The organism is Streptomyces sp. STAM6 (genome assembly GCF_054963715.1).
The window spans coordinates 319,291-340,824 of the sequence record NZ_JBUEFZ010000005.1; the positions used below are offsets into that span (position 1 = coordinate 319,291).

Annotated in this window: 20 protein-coding genes and 1 tRNA gene; 15 read left to right on the forward strand and 6 right to left on the reverse strand. The window is 73.3% G+C overall.

Annotated elements, in window-relative coordinates; all coding sequences use genetic code 11:
- Nucleotides 1–82 precede the first annotated feature (82 nt).
- Nucleotides 83–158: transfer RNA gene (locus ACY34K_RS10140), tRNA-Lys, on the forward strand.
- 20 nt (nt 159–178) lie between these two features.
- Here ACY34K_RS10140 and ACY34K_RS10145 read toward each other — a convergent pair.
- The 6 genes from ACY34K_RS10145 to ACY34K_RS10170 are packed head-to-tail and all read right to left on the reverse strand — an operon-like array spanning nt 179 to nt 6,553.
- Nucleotides 179–1,396 (reverse strand): methyltransferase domain-containing protein, encoded by a 1,218-nt coding sequence (locus ACY34K_RS10145; RefSeq protein ID WP_462745803.1) that lies wholly within the window; start codon nt 1,394–1,396, stop codon nt 179–181.
- 7 nt (nt 1,397–1,403) lie between these two features.
- A complete protein-coding gene (locus ACY34K_RS10150; RefSeq protein WP_462745804.1) occupies nt 1,404–1,985 on the reverse strand; it encodes a dTDP-4-dehydrorhamnose 3,5-epimerase family protein in 582 nt (193 codons plus the stop codon).
- Nucleotides 1,982–3,094: a DegT/DnrJ/EryC1/StrS family aminotransferase gene (locus ACY34K_RS10155; protein WP_462745805.1), complete on the reverse strand. Its 1,113-nt coding sequence runs from the start codon at nt 3,092–3,094 to the stop codon at nt 1,982–1,984. The genes ACY34K_RS10150 and ACY34K_RS10155 overlap by 4 nt, the downstream gene beginning before the upstream one ends.
- Complete coding sequence (locus tag ACY34K_RS10160) at nt 3,091–4,092, reverse strand: NAD-dependent epimerase/dehydratase family protein (RefSeq protein WP_462745806.1); 1,002 nt, start codon at nt 4,090–4,092, stop codon at nt 3,091–3,093. Before ACY34K_RS10160 ends, ACY34K_RS10155 begins: the two co-directional genes overlap by 4 nt.
- Nucleotides 4,089–5,510, reverse strand: coding sequence for an NDP-hexose 2,3-dehydratase family protein (locus ACY34K_RS10165; protein ID WP_462745807.1), 1,422 nt, complete (start codon nt 5,508–5,510; stop codon nt 4,089–4,091). Before ACY34K_RS10165 ends, ACY34K_RS10160 begins: the two co-directional genes overlap by 4 nt.
- Complete coding sequence (locus ACY34K_RS10170; protein WP_462745808.1) at nt 5,507–6,553, reverse strand: glycosyltransferase family 2 protein; 1,047 nt, start codon at nt 6,551–6,553, stop codon at nt 5,507–5,509. Before ACY34K_RS10170 ends, ACY34K_RS10165 begins: the two co-directional genes overlap by 4 nt.
- A gap of 477 nt (nt 6,554–7,030) precedes the next feature.
- Here ACY34K_RS10170 and ACY34K_RS10175 point away from each other — a divergent pair, with 477 nt between their 5' ends.
- From ACY34K_RS10175 to ACY34K_RS10240, 14 genes are all read left to right on the forward strand, one after another.
- Entirely contained in the window at nt 7,031–7,669 is a 639-nt protein-coding gene (locus ACY34K_RS10175) for a helix-turn-helix transcriptional regulator (protein WP_462745809.1), read from the forward strand.
- A 211-nt stretch (nt 7,670–7,880) separates the two neighbouring features.
- A complete protein-coding gene (locus ACY34K_RS10180) occupies nt 7,881–8,840 on the forward strand; it encodes an LLM class flavin-dependent oxidoreductase (protein WP_462745810.1) in 960 nt (319 codons plus the stop codon).
- Between the two features lie 18 nt (nt 8,841–8,858).
- Nucleotides 8,859–9,986, forward strand: a complete 1,128-nt coding sequence (mpaB, locus tag ACY34K_RS10185) for a daptide biosynthesis RiPP recognition protein (protein ID WP_462745811.1) — start codon at nt 8,859–8,861, stop codon at nt 9,984–9,986.
- Nucleotides 9,983–10,867: a daptide-type RiPP biosynthesis methyltransferase gene (gene mpaM, locus ACY34K_RS10190; protein ID WP_462745812.1), complete on the forward strand. Its 885-nt coding sequence runs from the start codon at nt 9,983–9,985 to the stop codon at nt 10,865–10,867. Before mpaB ends, mpaM begins: the two co-directional genes overlap by 4 nt.
- Nucleotides 10,864–12,168 carry a daptide-type RiPP biosynthesis aminotransferase gene (gene mpaD / locus ACY34K_RS10195; protein WP_462745813.1) on the forward strand — a complete coding sequence of 435 codons (1,305 nt, stop codon included), beginning with the start codon at nt 10,864–10,866 and terminating at the stop codon, nt 12,166–12,168. The genes mpaM and mpaD overlap by 4 nt, the downstream gene beginning before the upstream one ends.
- Nucleotides 12,165–13,373, forward strand: coding sequence for a daptide-type RiPP biosynthesis dehydogenase (gene mpaC / locus ACY34K_RS10200; RefSeq protein ID WP_462745814.1), 1,209 nt, complete (start codon nt 12,165–12,167; stop codon nt 13,371–13,373). The genes mpaD and mpaC overlap by 4 nt, the downstream gene beginning before the upstream one ends.
- A gap of 103 nt (nt 13,374–13,476) precedes the next feature.
- Nucleotides 13,477–13,665: a daptide-type RiPP gene (locus ACY34K_RS10205; RefSeq protein ID WP_462745815.1), complete on the forward strand. Its 189-nt coding sequence runs from the start codon at nt 13,477–13,479 to the stop codon at nt 13,663–13,665.
- Between the two features lie 98 nt (nt 13,666–13,763).
- On the forward strand, nt 13,764–13,943 hold the full coding sequence (locus tag ACY34K_RS10210) for a daptide-type RiPP (protein WP_462745816.1): 180 nt from the start codon (nt 13,764–13,766) through the stop codon (nt 13,941–13,943).
- Nucleotides 13,944–14,075: 132 nt separating this feature from the next.
- The gene (locus ACY34K_RS10215; RefSeq protein ID WP_462745817.1) at nt 14,076–14,270 is read left to right on the forward strand and encodes a hypothetical protein; all 195 of its coding nucleotides are present in this window, start codon (nt 14,076–14,078) and stop codon (nt 14,268–14,270) included.
- Nucleotides 14,267–15,013, forward strand: a complete 747-nt coding sequence (locus ACY34K_RS10220) for an ABC transporter ATP-binding protein (RefSeq protein ID WP_462745818.1) — start codon at nt 14,267–14,269, stop codon at nt 15,011–15,013. The genes ACY34K_RS10215 and ACY34K_RS10220 overlap by 4 nt, the downstream gene beginning before the upstream one ends.
- Nucleotides 15,006–15,749, forward strand: coding sequence for an ABC transporter permease (locus tag ACY34K_RS10225; RefSeq protein ID WP_462745819.1), 744 nt, complete (start codon nt 15,006–15,008; stop codon nt 15,747–15,749). Before ACY34K_RS10220 ends, ACY34K_RS10225 begins: the two co-directional genes overlap by 8 nt.
- A complete protein-coding gene (gene mpaP / locus ACY34K_RS10230; RefSeq protein ID WP_462745820.1) occupies nt 15,746–17,434 on the forward strand; it encodes a daptide biosynthesis intramembrane metalloprotease in 1,689 nt (562 codons plus the stop codon). The genes ACY34K_RS10225 and mpaP overlap by 4 nt, the downstream gene beginning before the upstream one ends.
- Nucleotides 17,435–17,562: 128 nt before the next feature.
- Nucleotides 17,563–20,160, forward strand: a complete 2,598-nt coding sequence (gene lanKC, locus ACY34K_RS10235; protein WP_462745821.1) for a class III lanthionine synthetase LanKC — start codon at nt 17,563–17,565, stop codon at nt 20,158–20,160.
- Nucleotides 20,157–21,482 carry a YcaO-like family protein gene (locus ACY34K_RS10240; protein WP_462745822.1) on the forward strand — a complete coding sequence of 442 codons (1,326 nt, stop codon included), beginning with the start codon at nt 20,157–20,159 and terminating at the stop codon, nt 21,480–21,482. Before lanKC ends, ACY34K_RS10240 begins: the two co-directional genes overlap by 4 nt.
- The last annotated feature ends 52 nt before the right edge of the window (nt 21,483–21,534 follow it).

Genomic DNA, 21,534 nt, shown 5'->3' on the forward strand with positions numbered 1-21,534 from the left:
ATCCGGCCGTGACGACGCCCGGCACCCCATACTCCGTGGGATGCCGGGCGTCGTCGGGCTATGCTCGGGGATGAATCGCCGAGGGCCCTTAGCTCAATTGGCAGAGCAGCGGACTTTTAATCCGTTGGTTGTGGGTTCGAGTCCCACAGGGCCTACCAGTACACGCACCACGCCCGGGTCAGACCAGGTGGACGTCCGGGACGTACAGGATCCACCGGCCGCCGGCCGCCCGGAAGCCCTCCTCCTTGGCCATGATCTCCTCGGCGTGGTTCCAGGCGAACAGCAGCGCGTAGTCCGGGTAGGGCGCCGAGAAGGCCTCGGGGCCGCGCACGGGGATGTGTGAGCCGGGGGTCAGCCGGTTCTGCTTCGCCGGGGTCGTGTCGGTGACGAACGAGATCAACTCCGGCCCGAGGCCGCAGTAGTTGGCGACGGTGGCGCTCTTCGCCGTCGCCCCGTACGCCACGACCCGCCGGCCCTCGTCCCGCAGCCGTTCCAGGAGGGCGACCAGCTCGTCGCGGGTGCGGCCGACCGCGGCGGCGAAGCGCTCCAGCGTGGCCGGGTCGGCCAGCCGCCGGACCTCCTCCTCCGTGAGCAGCCCGGCCACCGCGTCCGACGGGGTGCGGGCGCCCTGCCGGGCGACGGTGTAGCGCACCTCGCCGCCGTGCACGGGGAGGCGCTCCACATCGACCAGTTCGAAGCCGAAGCGGCGTGCCATGGCCCGCACGGACCGGGCGGTGAAGAAGTAGAAGTGCTCGTCGTAGATCTGGTCGAACGACGTCCGGTCGACGATCTCGCCCAGATAGGGGTCCTCGAAGACGAAGACGCCCTCGGGCTTCAGCAGCGCGTCCAGACCGCGGAAGATCGAGTCGAGATACGGGATGTGGCAGAGGGTGTTGGCGGCGTAGACGACGTCCGCCCGGCCCTCGGTGGCCGCGATGTCGAGCGCGGTGGCCTCTTCGAAGAACGCGGTGCGGACGCGTACGCCCTTCCCGCGGGCGACCTCCGCCACACCGGCCGACGGGTCGACGCCCAGGTGCCGCACCCCGGCGTCGCTGATGGTCCGCAGCATCACGCCGTCGTTGCAGCCGAGCTCGACGACGAAGGGATCGGGGCCGGTCAGTTCGGCGTCGAGGAACCGCCGGGCGGTCGCCTCGAAGTGGGCGCGCATCACCGACGAGCCGGACGAGTGGTACGGGTAGTCCTCGCGGAACATCCTCTCGCGCGGGACCTCCTCGACGAGCTGCACCATGGTGCAGTCCCCGCACAGCCCGACCGCCAGCCGGAAGAAGAATTCCCCGTCCGTGCCGCCCGGTTCGGGGAAGGCGTCGGACAGGGGCTGGCGGCCCAGGTCGAGGAACTCCTTGACGGGGCCCTGGCAGATACGGCAGTTGCTCATGGTCTCTTCATTCCTGGGAGCTGGTGTACGAGGGGAGGAGCCCGGCCGCGCGGGCCTCGGCGAGGGTGCCGGCCGCCCGGTCGCGGGCGGACAGGACCGGGTCGATCCCGGCCGGGATCGGCAGCGCCAGGTCCGGGTCGAACACCGACAGGGCGAGCTCGCGCTCGGCGGCGTACTCGGCGGAGAGCAGATAGGACATGACGGTGCCGTCGCGCAGCGAGACGAAGGCGTGCCCGACACCGGGCGGCAGGTACAGGGCGCGGAAGTCCCGCTGGTCGAGCAGGACCGCGTCCCAGCGGCCGAAGGTGGGCGAGCCCTCCCTGATGTCCACGACGATGTCCAGCGCCTCTCCGCTGGGACACGTCACGTACTTGGCGGTGCCGGGCACACCCGCGGTGAAGTGGACGCCCCGCACCACGCCGCGCCGTGAGCTGCTGAAGCTGGCCTGCGCCACGGGGAACAGCGGTGCGCCGTACGTGGCGGCGAAGGCGCCCTCCTGGAAGGAGGACACGAAGTGACCGCGCTCGTCCGGGTAAGCGGTGGGCGTGAACTCCAGGGCGCCGGCGACGGCGAGTTCGCGGGCCTTCATGCCAGGTCCGCCAGGACGTCCCGGACGGCGTCGATGACCTCGTCCTGGAGCGTCCCGGGCAGCGACGGGTACATCGGCAGGGAGAAGATCTCGGCCGCCAGCGCCTCGGTCACCGGCAGGGAGCCGGCCTTCTGCGGCAGGTGGGCGAAGCCGCTCATGGTGTGCACCGGCCAGGGGTAGCTGATGTTGAGCGAGATGCCGCGGTCCTTCAGGGCGGCGATGATGTCGTCCCGCCGGGGATGCCGTACGACGTAGACGTAGTACACGTGCTCGTTGCCGGGCGTGGTGCGGGGCAGGACGAGACCGGTGCCGGCGAGGCCCTCGGCGTACCGGGCGGCGACGGCCCGGCGGCCCTCGGTGTAGGCGTTCAGCCGGGTCAGCTTGCGGCGCAGGATCTCCGCCTGGACCTCGTCGAGCCGGCTGTTGTGGCCGGGTGTCTCGACGACGTAGTAGCGGTCCTCCATGCCGTAGAACCGCAGCCGGCGCAGCCGCTTCGCGACCTCCTCGTCCGCGGTGAGGACGGCGCCGCCGTCGCCGTACGCGCCGAGCACCTTCGTCGGGTAGAAGGAGAACGCCGCCGCGTCGCCCATCGTCCCGGCGAGCCTGCCGCGGTGCCGGGCGCCGTGCGCCTGCGCGCAGTCCTCCAGGATCAGCAGTCCGTGCTCGTCGGCGAGGCGGCGCAGCGGGTCCATGTCGACGCACTGCCCGTACAGGTGGACCGGGATCACACAGCGGGTGCGCGGGGTGATCGCGGCGGCGACCTGCTCGGTGTCCATGAGGAAGTCGTCCTCGCGGACGTCGACGAAGACCGGGGTGGCGCCGACGGCGTCGATGGCGACCACGGTCGGGGCCGCGGTGTTCGAGACGGTGATCACCTCGTCCCCGGGGCCGACGCCGAGGGCCTGCAGGGCGAGCTTGATGGCGTTGGTGCCGTTGTCGACGCCGACACAGTGCCCGGTGCCGTGGTGGGCGGCGAACTCCTCCTCGAAGCCGCGCACGCTCGCGCCGAGGATCAGCTGCCCGGAGCGGAAGACCGTCTCGACGGCGTCGAGGATGTCCGCCCGCTCCTTCTCGTACTCGGGCAGGTAGTCCCAGACATGGGTGGTCACAGGTGGTTCCCCTCCTTGGGCTCCTTGAATGTGTCCGCCGGCGCCCGCTCCAGGGCGTCCCGCAGGTCCGTGTGCGGCCGCCAGCCGGTGGCGGCGCGGAAGGCGGACGAGTCGACGTCGACGCTGACGAAGTCCGTGGGGGTGGCGCCCGCGGGCGGCGGAACCGCCTCGACGGGGACGGGGGGCCGCCCGGTGTGCCGGGCGACGAACTCCGCGACGGTCCGGAACACCTCGGCCAGCGGCCGGCTGCGGTCGCTGCCGATCGGCCAGGCCCGTCCGGCGAGGGCCGGGGCGTGGTCGAGGGCGTCGAGGAAGGCGCGGGCCGCGTCGTCGACGTGCAGCAGATCGCGGCGGACGGTGCCGTCGTGCCACATGGTGAGCGGCAGGCCGGCCAGGGCCCGGCGGGTCATGGCGGCGACGATGCCCCGGTCCGTGACCGAGGCACCGGGATCGCCGAAGACCGTGGGCAGGCGCAGGGACAGTCCGTGGACGTGCCCGTTCGCCGTCGCGGTGTGCAGGATCCGCTCGGCGGTGCGCTTCTGCCGCTCATAAGTGGTCGCCGGGGCGTCGGCGCCGATGGTGGACGCGAAGAGCACCGTGGGCACCCTGCCCTCGGCGCCGAGGAGCTCGACCAGATCGCGCATCACGGTGACGTTGGTCCGCTCGGCGGCCGCGTCGCCGTCGGCGGTGCGCCAGTCGCCCCCGGCGGAGCGGTGGGTGACGAGGTGGATGACCGCGTCCGAGCCTGCCACCGCTTCGGCGAGCGCGGCCCGGTCGGTGAGGTCGGCCGTCCGGACGTCGGGCTGCACCGTGCCGCCGGGCCCCGCGGTGGACGGCCCGGCGGCGGGAAGGGGCGGTGCGGCGGGCGGCGGCACGTCGGGCGCGCGCCGCGCCACCGCGCGCAGCCGGACGGGCCGGCGGGCGAGCAGCGCGGTGACGGCCGAGCCGATGAAGCCGGACGCGCCGAGGACGGTGACGAGAGGTGCGGCGGTGGTCATCGGGCCACCCCGGCCGGGGCCGGTGCCGCGGTGGCGAGGGAGCGGAGGCAGGCGAGCAGGCTGCGGGTCTCCATGTTCACGTAGTGGCTGTGCCGCAGCAGTCCGGTGAGCTGGTGCAGCGTCATCCAGCGGAAGCCGGGGTGGGCGGCGAGCTCCGGGCGGTACGGGGTCTCGACGACGAGGTGGCGGCTGCGCGCGTGGTGGAAGCGGCCGCCCTCCTCCGACTGCACGGTGTCGAACCGGATGTCCGAGGGGTCCGCCCGCAGCACCTCGTCGAGCAGGGGCGGGCGGGCGCCGGGCGGCAGGACGTCGTAGTTCCCGGGGACGCAGGCGACCGTCGGGGCGAGTTCGACGACGTCCACGTACCCGGGTTCCGGGCGCAGGTGGACGAGGACGTGCAGCACTCCGTCCACGCGGGCGACGAGGAGCGCGGCGATCCCGGTGCCGTACGGGGCGATCATGGGCTGGTCCCAGTGCGCGACCTCGCGGCCGGCCGCCTCCACCCGTACGCCGATCACGTCGAAGAACCGCCCGCCGTCGTGGGATATCCGGCCGTCGGCGGTGCGGTGCCAGCCGGGCAGTCGGTTCAGTGGAGCCGGCTCGACGGCGAGGTCGGTGCGGATCCGGGTGTCGGTGATCCAGCTGAGGATGCTCGCGGTCGAGTGGCGGGCGGGCGCGCCCGGGTCGCACGAGCGGAGGAGGGCGATGGTGAAGTCGTCGGCCGGCCCGTCCGCGGTGTCGCCGTCCGCCGTTCCGCCGGCGCCGGTCTCCTCACCCTCCGTGAGCGGGAGGCAGGCCAGGACCGACCGCGTGTCCATGTTGACGAGGTCGTCCACGGCGAGGAGCCGGTGGAGCTGGGGGAAGGTCAGCCAGAGGTAGCCGTCGAGCGCCTCGACCTCGTCACTGACCTGGATCACCATGTTCCGGTTGCGTTTGCGCAGGAACCACGAGCCCTGTTCCGACTGGCGCACGTCGGTGATGACCCGGTGCCGTGACGAGTCCCTGAAGTGCTCCAGGTAAGGGACGGGCCGGCCGCCGTGCACCCCCAGGTAGTTGCTGCGGGTGGCCTGCACGGTGGGGGAGATCTGGATGCCGTTGTGGTTGCCCGGTTCGGACTTCAGCTGCATGAGGCAGTGCGGCACGCCGTCGAACTCCTTGACGAGGATGCCGAGGATGCCGATCTCCTGCTGGTTGATGATCGGCTGGGCCCATTCGGCGACCGGATGGCCCGGGCGGCGCACGCGGAGCCCCTCGACGGTGAAGAAGCCGCCCCGGTGGTGGCGGAGCGTGCCGGTGAGTGGGTCGCCGGCCCAGCCGGTCAGCTCGTCCAGGGGCACTCGTTCGGTCCGGGTGAACATCCGCCGGCGGGCGGCGGCGAGCGCGCCGTGGATGTCGTCCAGGTGCGTGGCCGGGGTCACCGCACCACGCTTCCCGCGGGCAGGACGTCCTCGAAGAACGCCTGCTGGTGGGCCATGGTGGCGCGGAAGTAGGCGCTGTAGCGCTCCGCGTGGGCGGCGGTCATGGTGCCGAGGACCATGGCGAGCGCGACGTATCCGTCCTTGGGCTCGATGATCAGGTTGTGCCAGGCCAGCTTGACGGCGCCGATGTGCCGCTCGATCGCCTCGGGCAGGGCCTCCGGGCCGCCCTCCCAGCCGCGCGGGAGGACCAGTTCGCCGGCATCGGCCAGCGAGCCGTACCAGCGCAGCAGGTCCTGGCGGCTGGCGTCGAGCCCCGCGCGGTAGTGGCGCGGGTGGGTGAGGGCGCGGAAGGCGGCGCGGGCCGCGCGGGCGTCCTCGAACCGGGCGATCTCGTGGTCATGGGCACAGGGCAGGCTGTGCTGCCGGGTGCCGGGGTCGTCCAGCATGTCGACGGTGACGTCGAGCAGCGTCGTACAGCGGACCCCCGCGTCCGCCATCCGCAGCCACAGGTCCCAGTCCTCCAGGCCGACCTCGGACTCGCGCCAGCCGCCCACCGACTCCGCGAGACCGGCCAGGTGGGCCGCGCAGGAGTTCTCGAACAGCGGGTTCATCAGCTGGAGGTCGGGGTGCCAGCACATCGTCAGCGGGTCGGCGACCGAGGTGACCGTACCGGTCGCGGTGACCTTCCGGGCGCGGGTGGCGACGAAGCCCGCCCCGTCGTCGAACGCGGCGGCCAGGAGCGCGAGGTGCCCGGGCTTCCAGATGTCGTCGTGGTCGAGGTAGGCCACGGCGTCGCCCTTCACCTGGGGCAGGGCGACATTGGTCGGCCCGGCCTGGAAGCCGAAGTGCGGGACGCGCAGCAGCCGTATCCGGCTGTCGTCGGCGGCGACTTCGGCCACCACGTCGTCGGTGTCGTCCTCACTGCCGTCGGAGACGACGAGCATCTCCCAGTCGGTGAAGGACTGGGCCCGGACGGACTCCAGAGTGGACACGATGGCCCGGCCGCGGTTGTACGTAGGGCATATGACGGAAATGCGGGGCATCAGCACTTCCTTCCGTTCGTCGGTGGGAGCGTTCGGGAGGGCCCGCTCGGATCGCGATGTGTCGGCATGAGCGGGCGTCGCCCCGGACACGCGTCCGGCGCGGCCACGGCCGGTGCCCTCGCCCCTGACCCCCGGCCCTTCGCCCCTCGCCCAAAGCTCTGGTTCCCGGCGCTGCTCCGGGAACGCGGAAATGCATTGGGGGAGCCCTCTTGGTCAGGAGGGTGTAATGGCCCGTCGCGCAATGACGGCCAGTCAGAAATTCCCCCGAAGTGCACCTCCGCAGTGGGGTGCCGCCTACAGGGTGTAGGGAATGAGCGAGCGATGTCAACCGCCGTCGACCGGGCCTCATCTCCTTTAAGAGAGGAGGCGATTTTCGGTCGCGCAAAGGTAGAGTAAAGGTGACGGTGATCACCCGCCGGACCAGCGGGTGGCTCGCCGCTCCGTGCTGTGCATGTTGCGTAGGGGGAAGGTAGCAAGATGATCACGGTGGCTCTCGGTGTCCGTACCGACTCGCTGAGCAGGAGGATCGGCAAGGCGCTCGCGGCGGTCGGCTGGAGGGTGATCCGCACGTCGGAGCTGAGGGCCGCGCCGCCCGTCTCCGCCGATGTCGCGCTCGTGGAGTCCTGCGAGCTGACCGAGGGGCGGCTGCCGGACGAACTCCTGCCGTGCTCACGGCTTATCGCGGTGGTGAACGGCGAGAGCGACGGCATCTGGGGCTCCACCGCACAGGGCCGGGTGATGGGTGTGGTGGACCGCGACGACTCGGACGACGGGCTCGTGGCGGCCGTGGAGGCGGTGGTCGACGGACGGGGCTGGATCTCCCCGGAGCTGGCCCGCTGGGTGCTGTCCGGCGGCCCCGAGCGGGCGCCCCGCCCGGTACCCGGCCGGGCGTCCGAGCCGGCCGCCCGCGGCCGGAGCGGCCTGCTGACCGCCCGTGAGTCCGATGTGGCCGCATTGGTGGGGCAGGGGCTCTCGAACTCGGAGATAGCGGACCGGCTTTGTGTGGAACTCAGTACGGTCAAGTTCCATGTCTCGAATGTCCTGAGGAAATTGAAGTGCCGCGACCGTGCGCAGTTGGCGGTGGTGGTCCATACCAACAGGGCGGTGGCGGCCTGAATCCCCCGTCGCGGGAAGGGGAGAGAAACTAGTCTCGCGACGGGGAGCCACAGCCGAACGGTACGGCTACGTTGTTCTCGACGCCGAACGGGAACCCTCAGGGGATCGGCGTCACTCCCGCGGTGATGGCGTACCCATTGTCACCGGCGGGCTCACGGGGAATTTTTGCTCGCACGCATTGACCATGCGTGTGCGCGTCACAGGGTGAATCATGACCAAGTATTCGGTACTTGTTCCCTTCTTGCCACGAAGACCGGAACAGTTGTTGCCGTATGCCGCTCTGGTGGACTGGACCCACGCGGAGCGTTTGTGGCAGGGACAGGCGATGCTCGTCGATCCCTTTCATGGCTTCACGGCCGCGGCCGGTGCCGGATTCCGGGTGCCGGTGGGCCTCGGCGTCACGCTGATGCCGCTGCGGCACCCGTTCGAGGCGGCGCAGCAGGCCCGCTCGCTCGCCATGACCACCGGACATCCGGTGGTGGCGGGCTTCGGGCCGGGTGGAAAATCGTTTCAGCAGAGCCTGCGGGGCTCGCCCTACGCCAGTCCGCTGACCGCGTCACGGGAATACCTGACGATCGTCCGAGGACTGCTGGACGGCGGTACCGTAAAGATCGAGGGAGAGTACTTCTCCTGCCACGGTGGTCTCCCGCCGAGCCCCGCTCCCGCCGTGGAACTGGGACTCGGCGTCCTGAGACCGGGCATGGCGAGGCTCGCGGGCGAGCTGGCCGGCACCGCGATCACCTGGCTGACCCCGGCGCCGTACCTGAAGGACACGATCATTCCCGCGATGCGGGAGGGCGCCGAGAAGGCCGGCCGGCCGCTGCCCCGGCTGACCGCCATGGTGCCGGTGGCCCTGCGCGGGCCGGACCGCGATCCGGCCGCACTCGCCCGGGCGAGCAACGCGCCCCACCTCGCCGCACCGCACTACATCGACATGCTGCACCGCGCGGGCATCGCCGTGGACCGGCACGACATCCCGCTCAGCGCCAAACGGCTCGTGGACGGCCGCGCATTTCTCTACGGGGATCCCGCGGAACTCGGCGAAATGTTCGCCGAATTCCAGGAGGCGGGAGTGGACGAGATCGTGCTGAATACGACCGGTGTGTTCAACCTGTACGGCCACCAGGCGGCCATGGCCGACCTCAAAGCGATTCTGACGGCTGTCGCGTAAACGAAAGGCACGGGGGAAATGGAACGCAGTCGGCTCGGCGACGCGAAGCGCCGGTTGGCGTCCTGGGGGACGGGCCGTACCGGCCGGGCGCACGAGGCCGCGGACGGACCGGCGACCGGGACCGTCGTCCTGGAGAGCGCCGACCGGCTCGACGCGGTACTGGCCGCGGACTTCACCGCGGAGGGGACCGTCGTCTTCGTACCCGGTGACGGCGGCACCGCACCGGGCCCGCACGGGGAAGGCGGCCCGCTGGTCCTCGCCTACGAGGGCTCGCTGGCCGAGCCGGGCGACGAGATGTCCATCGGCGACTCCTTCTTCCTCCAGACCCAGGACTACGCCACCAGCGAGTACATGTCCGTGATCGGCCCGACGCTGATCAGGCTCACCGAGGCCGCCGACCTCGACGCCTTCCTGGCGGACGCCGACAAGGCGCGCGAGACCGGGCAGTTCGCGAGCTTCGCGACCCACCCGGGCGTCCGGCTCGGTGACCTTCCGGCGCTCGGCGCCGACCCGGCCGGCGACGGTCCGCGGGCCAGGCTCTTCGTGCGGGCCTCGGGAGAGGTGACGCTCGCCCCCGGCGGGCTGCCGCTCGGTACGACCGCCGACGGCATGGCCGCCCTCGAGGCCGAGTGGATCAGGCTCAACGCCGCGAGCGAGCGGCCCTGCGCGGTCTCCCTCGGCGCGGCCGTCCCCGAGGCGGAGCGGGTCGCCGCACTCACCGCACGGCCCTGGCTCGGCCGCCATCTGGCCGCGCTGGACGCCGTCCGCGAGCTCCGCTCGCGCGGCACGACGGGGCTGAGCGTCTCCGGCTTCGGCGGCCGGCTCTCCCCGGCACTCGCGGAGCGCACGGGCGGCGGGGGCGCGGACCCGGCCGACGCCGACCACACCGGTGTGGACGTCCCGCTGCTGCTGTGGACGGACGAGAAGGCCTTCGTGCACCACGCCCCGACCGGCCGGTTCTTCGCCGTCGACCGGGCCGCTGCCGAGCTGGCGGAAGCCCTGCTGGTCCACGGCTCGGCCGAGGCGGCCGCGGCGCACGCCGGAGCCGGTGCCGACCGCGAGGCGCTGGCCCGGGTCGAGACCTTCTTCGCCACGGCCGGCGTGCGGCTCACCGCCGCCCCGGAGTCCCTCGCGGCCACGCCGTGACGGCGCCGGCCGTGGCGGGCGCGGTGATCGGCGGGACGCCCCGTACGGTCCCTGGGCGCGCCGGGCAGATCCTGGCCGGACTCGGTGACCGGGTCGTCCTGTGCGGCGTCTACGACGCGACCGGCTCGCGGATCTACGACGACCTCAGCCGCGAGGACACCCACGAGGTGCGCGAGCTGCTCGCTCTCGTCCGCCGCCGTCCGGGGCCGGTCCTGGAACTGGCCGCCGGCTCAGGAAGGCTGACGATGCCGCTCCTCGCGGCCGGCAAGGACGTCACCGCGCTGGAGCTCAACGGGCCCATGCTGGACCTGCTGTCGGCCCGGCTGGAGGAGGCGCCCGAGCGGCTGCGCGGGCGGTGCACCACGGTGCGGGGGGACATGACGTCCTTCGCGCTGGGCCGCCGGTTCGGCTCGGTCGTCCTCGGCACGACGTCGGTCTCGCTGCTCGACGAGCGGGGCAGGGCCGGGCTGTACCGGGCGGTGCGCGACCACCTGGCGCCGGGCGGGGCGTTCCTGCTCTCGACCGCGTACGTCCCCGGGGACGCCGAAGGCTCCGGCCCGGACGCCGGCCACGAGGTGCGCATGGACGTGACGGGCGCTTCCGGCCGCGCGTACCACCTGCACGAGTACTGGTCCCCGGCGGCCGGTACGCGCACGGTCACCCTCCACGCCGCCGACCTGGCGGGGGACGGCCCGGTCCACGTCTGCACGTCGACCGTCGCCAGCCTGCCGGCCGGGCTGCTGGAGGCCGAACTGGCCGCCGCGGGGTTCCGCGTGCGGGCCCGCCACCCGCTCGCCCACGCCGAGCACCACGAATCCGTACTCCTGGAAACCGAATGGGAAGCAGTGGAAACGAAGGAAGCAGAGGTGGGGCGCCGATGAGCACCGAGCGGGCATCCGCCGCACTGTGGCCGTCGCTGCTCGCCCCCGGGCAGCAGGGCGACGACGCGCTCTGCGCGGTCTCCGCCGAGGGCGTACGCGTCCGGTTCGCGGACGGGCGCGAACTCCTCTGCGGCTGCAGCGGCCTGTGGAACACCAACCTCGGCTACGGCAACCGCGCCATCGCCGACGCGGTCGCGGCGGCCGTGCGCGACGCCTCGTACCTCAGCGTCTTCCGGTACGAGAACGACTACGCCCGCCGGGCCGCCGACGCCCTCGTCGGTGTCTGCGGCCGCGACACCTACGGGCGGGTGCTGTTCTCCACCTCCGGCGGCGCCGCCAACGACCTGGTGATGAAGGTCGCCCGCCTCTTCCACACCCTGCGCGGCGACGCCCGGCGCAAGGTGGTCGTGGGGCTGCGCGGCAGCTACCACGGGCTCACCTACGGCGGCTTCGCGCTCACCGGCGACGACCTGGGGCAGGGGGTCTACGGCGTCGACCAGCGGCTGGTCCGGCACGTCACCCCGAACGACCCGGCCGAGCTGGCGACGCTGCTGGGCCGCCAGGGCGACCAGGTCGCGGCCGTGGTGGTCGAGCCGGTCCTCGGCAGCGGCGCCATCCCGCTCACCGACGCGTACGTCTCCGAACTACTGCGCCTGCGCGACGAGTACGGCTTCCTGCTGGTCGCGGACGAGGTCGCCACCGGTTTCGGCCGCACCGGCTCGTTCTTCGCGTCCCAGCGCTGGCCCGCGCGGCCCGATCTGCTGGTCACGTCCAAGGGGCTGACGAACGGCACCATGGCGGCGGCCGCGGTGGTCGTGTCGACCGACGTGGCCCGGGTGTTCACCGAGTCCGGTGCCGTCCTGGCGCACGGCGAGACCCAGGCCGGCACCCCGGCGACCTGCGCGGCGATCCTCGCCACCATCGACGAGATGCGGCGGCTCGACGCGGTCGCGGCCGGGCGGCGGCTGTCGGCGCTCCTCGACACCGAGCTGGCCCGGCTGGTCGCCGAGCGGCCCGACGTCACGGAGACCACCGGCGCGGGCTGCTTCCGGGCCCTGCGCCTGGCCGGGCCCGACGGGCTCCCGCTGCCGCAGGACGAGGTTCCGGCCGTGATCGCCGCCATCCGTGAGGCGGGCGCGATCGTGCACCCCGGACCGCACGGCATCCAGCTCTTCCCCGCCCTCACGTACACGCCGGACGAGCTGACCGAACTGCTCGACCGGGTCCGGACCGGGCTCACCGCCCACGCGGCCCGGACGGCGCCCGCGCCGGCGGCCCTCGCGGGCGGAGCCGGCGGATGAGCCTCAGCTGGCACTGCCCCACGCTGACGCTGTTCGGCGCCGACGGGCTCGCCGAGTGGGTCGAGAGCCGCCCGGAGCGGACCGTCACGGTGCTGGTCGACGCGGCCGTCGAGGCCGGGCCGATCACCGACCGGGTCCGCACGGTGCTGCGCGGCGCACAGCGCGAGGCGACGTTCGTCGTCACCTCGGGGCCGGGTGACGTGGAAGGGGTCATCGACCTCGCGGACCGGCTCGCCGGTGCCGAACTCCTCGTCGCGGTCGGCGGCGGAGCGCTGCTCGACCGGGCCAAGCTGGCCGCCGTGCTGCGGGGCGACCCCGCGGTTCGGGCCCGGCTCACCGTGCCCCAGCGCGGGGGACTGGTCCTGCTGCCGCCGGAGGTCCGCCGCGGTCTCCCGCTGGTCGCCGTCCCCACCACGGTCGGCACCGGCGCCGAACTGAGCGCGGCCGCCTGCCTGCTGTACCCGCGCGGCAGGCGGCTGGTCATCGGGGACGCGCTGCAGCCCGACGTCGCCGTGCTCGACCCGCTGGCCACCTCGACCCTGCCGGACGAGCTGCTCGCCGAAGGGGTGCTGGAGGCGCTGTTCCGGGTGGTCAGCATGTACGCGGGCGACCACCAGGACCTGCCGACCGAGGACGCGCTCGCCGAGACACTGGCCACCCGGCTGGCCGTCCTCGGGCACGAGCTGCGTGAGGTGACGCGGGCGGGCGGCCGCCCCGGCGACCGGCTCCGGCTGGAGATCGCCAAGGTGAGCGGCCTGACCCAGCTCCGCTGGACCTATCTGGGCCGCAACCGGTACGCCGCCAGGGGCTGGTACCTCGCCAACGAGCTGTCCTCGGCGCTCGGGCTGCGCAAGATGACCGCGGTCGCCGCGCTGCTGGAGCCGCTGTGGCGGGCCATCGCCGCGGGTGATCAGCGGCTGGGTTCGGCCCGCCGGCTGCACCGGATCTGGTCGCTGCTGCGGGCCACCGCTCCCGACGCCCTGCCGGAGGACCCGCCCGCCGGGATCGGCGCGCTGGTCGACGCCTGGCAGGTGGACCGCCGGGTCGACGCCGGCGCGGACACGCTGCGCGAGGTGGCGTCGAGGACCGTACGGGCCTGGGGCGCCGGACTGCCGATGCTCGGCGGGCTCACGGCGGACGACGTCCGGGCCCTGCTCGAAGGAGCGGTCCGCCCGGCCCCCGTACCGGCGGGCGCCGTCCGCTGACGGAGCCCGCCCCACAGACTTCCGGTCCGCGCGTCGTGGCCACGACGCGCGGACGGGGGGAACACAGAAGGAAATTCTCACTTACCAAAGGGAGGGAAACACCATGCAGGGAGTCGTCGACTTCTCGCAGGAGTCGGCCGTGCCGGCTCTGGAGCTCGGTATGCAGGAGCTCGAGGCCATGGAGGCCCCGGGTTGGGCCACGTGGGCCGGCTTCGGCACGGGCACCGTGGTGACCAGCGCGATCGCCTACGGCAGCGTCTACGTCGCCGTCAGCGGCGCGGCCATCACCTGATGCCGTGAGGCCGTCTCCCGGGCCGCCTGGCCGCGACCCGGGAGCCGGCCGCCGTATCCGCCAGTCTTCCCACTGCCAAACGGAGAAGAGGTATCGCTATGCAGGCGGTCAACGAGCCCATGACGGGCTTCGACCTGAAGGATAACGCCGCTCCCGCCCTGGAGCTGGGTATGCAGGAGCTCGAGGCCATGGAGGCCCCGGGGTTCTACACCGGCTTCAAGGACGGCCTGATGTTCAGCATCGCCGTCGGCGCGCTGAGCGTCACCGCGGCCACCTGATGCCCCGAGGGGTGTGAGCCCCTCGCGGTGTGACCCGTGGTGAAGTCCGGTCCCGGTCCGGCCGGTTCGTCCCGGCCGTCCGGGACCGGACGTTCGCACACCTGGAACAACCCGCAGGAAAAGGAGAAGCACATGTCGAACACCGGATCGCGGTATCCGTCGAACAAGTCGCTCGCGATGATGACGGCGCTGCTCGCGATGGTCATCATGCCCCTCGGCACCGCCCTCACCGGAGCGGCGCAGTGGGTGCTGATCGGTGGCTCGGCCGCCTTCATCTTCATCTGCGCGTACCAGATGAACGCCAACAGGCGCGCGGAGCAGCGGTGAGCGCCGCCGCGGCGGCCGCTTTCCACGGCCTGACCAAGCGGTTCGGTGAGGTCACCGCGGTGGAGGACGTGTCGTTCGAGGTCCGGCCGGGCCGCATCGTGGGGCTGCTCGGCCGCAACGGAGCCGGCAAGACCACGTCGCTGCGGATGCTGCTGGGCCTGTCCCGGCCGACGTCCGGCACCGCCACCGTCTTCGGCAGGCCCTACGCCGAACTGCCCGACGCCGCCCGCCGGGTGGGTGTGAGCATGGACGGCATCGCGCCGATTCCCGGTACGAGCGGCCGGCGCGACCTGATGATCTGGGCCCGGATGCTGGGTCTGCCCGCGCGCCGGGTGGACGAGGTCCTGGACCAGGTGGGGCTGACCGGCAGCGCGGACCGGGGGATCAAGGGTTACTCGCAGGGCATGCGGCAGCGGCACGCGCTCGCGGTCGCGCTGCTGGCCGACCCCGAGCTGCTGGTCCTGGACGAGCCGGCCAACGGCCTGGACCCGGACGGCATCCGCTGGCTGCGGACGTTCCTGCGCTCGCTCGCGGACGAGGGGCGCACCATCCTGCTCTCCAGCCATCAGCTCGCGGAGGTCGAGCAGACGGTGGACGACGTGGTGGTGATCCAGCGCACGCTGCGCTACAGCGGTCCCATCGAGGAGCTGCTGGCGGGCGGCGAGGGCGGCCTGGAGGAACGTTTCTTCGAATTGGTCGGCACAGGCGCCGGCCCGGCAGCGGAAGGGGCCGTCCATGGGTGAGGTGCTCAAGGCCGAGTGGCTGAAGGCCTGGAGCGGCCGGACCTGGTGGATCATGGCCGCGCTCGGGGTGTTCCTCGGCCTGCTGGGAGCGAGCGGCGCCGCCGCCGTGGCCGACCAGCAGCTCGACGAGGGCGCGACCGACGCCGCCGCGGCCACCGCCGAGCTGGTCCGCTCCTGGTTCTCCGTGCTGCTGGCCACCGTGCTGTTCGGAGCGGTCTTCGTGAGCCGGGAGTACGGCTCCGGGGCCATCAACCGCTCGGTGCTGCTGAGCGGCGGACGCACCCGGCTGCTGGTGGCGAAGACCCTCGTAGGCTCGGCCATGGGCGTGGTGTTCGCCCTGGTGACGGCCGCGCTCGCGCCGCTGTCGCTGTGGGCCTTCTTCGAGATGTTCGGGATCGAGCCCATGTGGTCCCGGGAGGCGACGCTCACCCTCGTCGGGGTGTTCGCCGTGGTCGCGCTGGCCGCGCCGTGGGGCGTGCTGCTCGGCTGGATCATCCGCAACCAGGCCGCGACCGTGACGGCCGTCCTGGTCGTGACGCTCTTCGTCGACGAGACGCTGTTCCGGCTGCTGCCCTCGGTCGGCAGGTTCACCATGGGCATCGCCATGGGCGCCGTCTACCGCGACGGCAAGCCCGAGATGCTGTCGATCCCGCTCGCCCTGCTGGTCATCGCGGGCTGGCTGGCGCTCGCCGGGTTCGTGGCCCGCCGACTCCTCGTGTCCCGGGACATCAAGTGACCACGCTGACCGGCTGGACGAGACGCGGCCGCAAACGGACCGAGGGGCCGTCCGAGGCGCTCGCGGCGGAGCTGACGCTGCGCCCCCGGCCGGCGCCCGAGGTGCTGGTGCACGAGCCCGTCGAGGACGGCCAGCCCTGGATCGTCCAGTCGGGTCAGCAGCAGTACATCCGCGTCGGCGCCGACATGGCCCGGCTGCTGCGCGCCATGGACGGCGTGCGCGACCAGGCCGCCCTGGTCCGGGAGCTGGGCGCGCCGTGGACCGAGCGCGACGTCGCCTCCGCCGTCGGCAGTCTGCAGAAGATGCGGCTGCTGGACGACGGCACGGTGCGTCGCCGCAGCGGCCCCTGGTTCAAGTACGTACCGCCCATGACGCTGCAGTTCACCGTGGTGAAGCCGCAGCGGCTGATGACCGCGCTGACCCCGCTCATCCGGCTGCTGGCGAACCGGGCCGCCGCCGTCCTCGCCGTACTCGTGGCCCTCGGCGGGCTGCTGGCCCTGGCACTCCAGGCGCCCACCCTGGCCGAGGCGCTCGGGCGGCCCATGCCGTTCGCCGTCCTGGTCGGGGTGATGGCCGCGACGGTCGCCACCACGGCGCTGCACGAACTGGGCCACGGCGCGGTCCTCACGTACTACGGCGGGCGGCCCAGCCGGATGGGCGTGATGCTCTTCTACATGTCGCCAGCGTTCTTCTGCGACGTGTCGGACGGCTGGCGGCTGCCCCGCAAGGAACAGCGCACCCGGGTCGCCCTGGCCGGCATCGTGACCCAGACGGTGGTAGCCGGAGCGGTCTCCCTCGCGGCGCTCGCGGTCGGCTCGGGCGGCGCCGGATCGGCCCTGCACGACGGGATGGTGGTGTTCACCGTCTCGACCTACGTCACCGGCATCCTCAATTTCGTACCGCTCGTCAAACTCGACGGATACCTGGCGCTGATGAGCCACCTGGACATCTCGCACCTGCGCGACCGGGCCATGACCGACGCCCGCAGGTTCGTCGCCAGGGTGCTCTTCGGCGGCCGGTACGCCCGGGAACTCCCGCAGCTGTCCTGGGCGGTGCCCTTCGGTCTGGCCTGCATGGTCTTCCCGCTCTACCTGGTGGGCGTCGCGCTCACCCTCTGGTCGGACGTCGTGCAGAGCCTCGGGCTCGTCGGCGCGGCCGTCATGGCCACGGCACTCTCCTATCTGCTGCAGCGGGCCTGGACCGGCGGCGGCCGGCTGCTGGGCGAGGCGCGCCGCGCCGGCGCCGCGCGGTGGCGGCGGGCCACGGTCACGGTCCTCGCGGGCCTGGCCGCCGCCGCGCTCCTGCTCCTCGTCCGCGTGCCGTACACCGTGGTGGGCGGTTTCGTGCAGGAGAACGGCCGGATCGACCTCGTCCTCGCGGAGTCCGCCGACCTGGCGGCCGTCGGCGAGGGCTCCGAGGTCCGGCTGGAGCGGCGGGGCGTGGTCCTGCGCACCGACGTCGGCGCGGGGACGGTCGCGTCCGGTCGCGCCGAGCCCGGCACCGCGCCGCTGTCGGCGTTCGTGCCGGTCCGGGAGGGCGAGAAGTTCCCGATGGCCGTGTCGAGGTTCCCGCTGCGCACGGCGGCCGCCCCGGCCGAGGAGGCGGGGATGGCCTACGTCGACGCCGGCAGCCGCCCCGTCTGGGAGTGGCTGTACCTGAACTACGCCGAGCCGTACTGGCGCTGATCGCGCGCCGGACCCGCGCTCCCGACCCGACCGCCGGCGCGCAACACCGGCCGGCCCGCCGCCGGCCGCGCACACGGCCGTGCCCGACGGCGCGGCACCGTTTCACCCAGGGGGATTGGTCAAGAGCTATGGACGTTGGCAGGCACCTTCACTTCTGCCCGCCCGGCAGCCCGTACTTCGATCTGCCGACCACCACGAACCCGGCCGAGGGGAACTTCGCCCTCGCGGGCGAGGAGCTGCCCGAGGGCTGGACGCGCGGCGGCGACACCGAGTGGATCGGCTTCACGCCACCGGGCGTGCGGATACCCGAACAGGGCTGGAAGATCCATGTCTCGGCGACTCCCGAGAACGCCGAGCGGATCCTCGAGACCACTTGGAAGTACTGCCTGGCGGGCGGGATCACGTTCAAGTTCATCCGCTCGCCCGCTGTACTGGAGCAGCGCAACGGCAAGTACGGCGACCGCAGCGCCAGCGGCAAGTTCCTGACCCTCTACCCGCTGGACGAGGAGCACCTCGCGCTGATCCTGCGGGAGCTGGGCGACCTGCTGGACGGCGAGGAGGGCCCGTACATCCTCAGCGACCTGAGGTGGCGGTCCGGCCCCCTGTACGTGCGCTACGGCGGGTTCGTCCTGCAGACCGTGCGGACGGAGTCCGGTGAACTGGTGCACTGCATCAAGGACCCCGAGGGCCGGCTCGTGCCCGACCACCGCGGCCCGGGCTTCCGGCCGCCGCCGTGGGTGACGATCCCCGACTGCCTGGCCGACGCGGTCGCCGCCCGCAACTCGGGCACGCTGGAGGACTTCCCCTTCCGGGTCACCGCCGCCGTGCACTTCTCCAACGGTGGTGGCGTCTACCGGGGCACGGACACCCGCACCGGCGCCGACGTCCTGCTGCGCGAGGCACGCCCGCTCGCCGGGCTCGTCGACGGCGACGACGCCGTCGAGCGGCAGCGCAAGGAGCACTGGGCCCTCACGCGGCTGGCCGGACTCGACTGCGTCCCGGAGCTCGTCGACTTCCGCAAGGGCCGCGAACACTACTTCCTGGTCAGGGAGTACGTGGAGGGCGAGCCGCTCGCCCGGGAGATGATCCGGCGCAACCCGCTCGCCCGCGGCAGCCGCTCCCCGGAGGAGTACGCCGCGTACACCGAGTGGGCCTGCCGGATCCTCGGCCACATCGAACGGGGCGTCACCGCCCTGCACGAACGCGGCGTCGTCTTCGGCGACCTCCACCCCTCCAACATCCTCGTCCGGCCCGACGACACCGTCACCTTCATCGACTTCGAGACGGCCGGCCCCGTGGAGTCCGCGACCCGGCAGACCATGGGCGCGATCGGCTTCACCGCCCCGGACGGCTACTCCGGGCGCGCCATCGACCGGTACGCGCTGGGCTGTCTGCGGCTCGCGGTCTTCGTTCCGCTGCCCGCGGTCATGCGCTGGGGGCCGGAGAAGACCGACCACCTCGTCTCCGCCGTCGTCCGGCACTTCCCGGTGCCCGACGGATACGCCGACGCCGTCCACCGCGACCTCGGCACCGAGCCGCACACCGGGGAGACCGGCGGCACAGGCACCTGGCCGCCGAGCCGGGCCGACTGGCCCGCGCTGCGCGCCCGGATCGCCCACGCGGCGCTGACCACCGCCACGCCCGGGCGCGACGACCGGCTCTTCCCGGGCGACCCGGAGCAGTTCGTCACGCCCGAGGGCGGCGTGAACCTGGCCTACGGAGCGGCCGGTGTGCTCTGGTCGCTGGCCGCGGCCGGCACGCCCGTCCCGGCGGAACTCACCGACTGGCTGACCCGCTCCGCGCGGGCCCTCGACCGGCCCGGGCCCGGCTTCTGGACCGGGCTGAGCGGCATCGCCTTCGCGCTGGACCGCATCGGGCGCCCGGACGACGCGCGGGAGCTGCTCGCCCGCGTCGAGACCCGGCTCGACGAGGAGCCCGCCGGGCCGTGGGCCACCGACGACACCCTGCTCGGCGGCGCCGCCGGGATCGGCCTGACGCTGCTGCACTTCGCCGGGCGCACCGGCGAGGACGCCCTGCTGGACCGGGCGGTACGGCTCGCCGGGCACCTCGCCGAAGCCCCCGACGGCCTCCCCGACGGCAAGGCCCGGTTCGGTCTTCTCCGCGGCCCGGCCGGCCGCGCCCTGTTCCTGCTGCGGCTGTACGAGGAGACCGGCGACCACGCCCTGCTCGACCGCGCGCACGAGGCCCTGGACCGGGAGCTGCGCCACCTCGGCTGGACCGACGGCCACTTCCCGGAGGAGGCGCCCGGCCGGATGCCCCTGCTGGCGACGGGCTGCGGCGGCTCGGGCATGGTGCTGCACGACTTCCTCGCCCACCGTCCCGACGCCCGGCTGGCCCGCGCCCGGGACGCGATCCGGGAGTCGGCCGCCCACCAGTTCGTGCCCCAGACCGGGCTGTTCCACGGCCGTGCGGGCACGGCGCTGGCGCTGCTCCACATGAGCGGCGAGCCGGGGCAGCCGGCTCCGGCGCGGGCCGGTGCCGACGACCCGGTGCTCCGCCACGTGCGGGACTTCGAGCTGCAGGCGGTGTGCCACGGCGACGGCACGGCGTTCCTGGGGCACGAGTCCATGCGGATCTCCACCGACCTCGCCACGGGCGGCGCGGGCGCCCTGCTCGCGCTGAACGCCGCCCTCACCCCGGACGCGCCGTCCCTGCCGTTCTTCCGCGGGCCCGGAACCGCCCCCGGCGCCGGGGGCCGCTCGTGATCGACTTCCTGGCGACCCTGGACCGCTCGCACGGGCTGGCCGAGCGGTTCGAGGCCATGCCGCCGGCCGCGCCGGCCGACCTGCTGTGGCGCGTCCTGGTGCGGATCACCCCGCCGACGGCCCCGGCCGTGCCCGGCGGCCGGGCGCTCGACCCCTGCGTGATCGGGGCGTACGGTCACTCCCGCACCGACGCGCTGCCGCGCGGCGTCGGCGAGGCCGTCGAACGCTACGCCCTCTTCCCGCCCGTCCCCGGACCGGCCGGCCCGGTGGTCCGCGCCACCCTGCGCGAACTGGGCGACCGGGCCCTGCCGTTCGACAACCCGCGTGTCGCGCTGGGCCGTCCCCGGGCCGCGGACCGGGTCCTGGACTGGTACCCGGCCCGCCGGCTCCGCGACGACGCCGAGATCCTCGTACCGGCCCCGCTCGTGGACTATCCGTACCCGGGCGCCGACGGCGAGGACTTCGACCCCAGTCCGTCGGGGGCCGCGGCGGGCCACGGCCACGACATGGCGCTGCGTGCCGGACTGCTGGAGACGGTCGAACGGGACGCCCTGCTCGTCGCCTGGGAGCGTCGGCTGCGCCTCACCCGGGTACGCCCACAGGACGGCGGGCCGGACGGACCGGCCGGGGCCTTGGACGGGCCGGCCGGGGGGCGGGCCGGCACCCGGCGCCGCAACCTCGTGGCGCTGCTCGCGAAGGCCGAACGGGCAGGGCTGGAGCCGGTCCTCGCCGATCTGCCGACCGGGCTGCCGGGCATCGTGTGCACCGTGGGTGTGGTCGTCGACCGCACCGGTGCGCACCCGCTGGCGACCGTCGGCTGCAACGCCACCGACGACCCCTGGTGGAGCATGCTCGGAGCACTGCAGGAGGCGCTGCAGATCCGCTCGGTGCTGCTCAACTCCTGGGACCGGCACGGTCTGGGCACGGCCCCGGACCCGGCCGCCATCCGGGACGACGACGACCGGCTGCGCCATGTCGCGTCCCGGGCGGGTTTCGACCAGGTCACCGAGTGGATCGCCGGTTTCACCGAGGAGCGGCCGCCCCGCACCGCGGCCGCCGTCGGCACGCCGGACATCGTCGGCGCGCTCGTGGCCGACGGGGCCGACCCGCTCGCCGTCGACCTCAGCGCCCGACTGCCCGCAGGGCTGCGGGAGATGGGCTGGGCCGCGGTGAAGGTCGTCCCGGCCGGCTACCAGGCGCTGCGGATGGCCGAGGGCCACGCCTTCACCTGGAACACCCACCGGCTGGACACCGCCGAGGCGCGCACCGGCCGCCCGGTGGGCGACTCCGTCCACACCGCCCGGCCGCACCCGCTGCCGTGAACCCCCGTCCGCCCCTCACAGCCCTCACAGCCCTCACAGCGGGAGTCGTCGC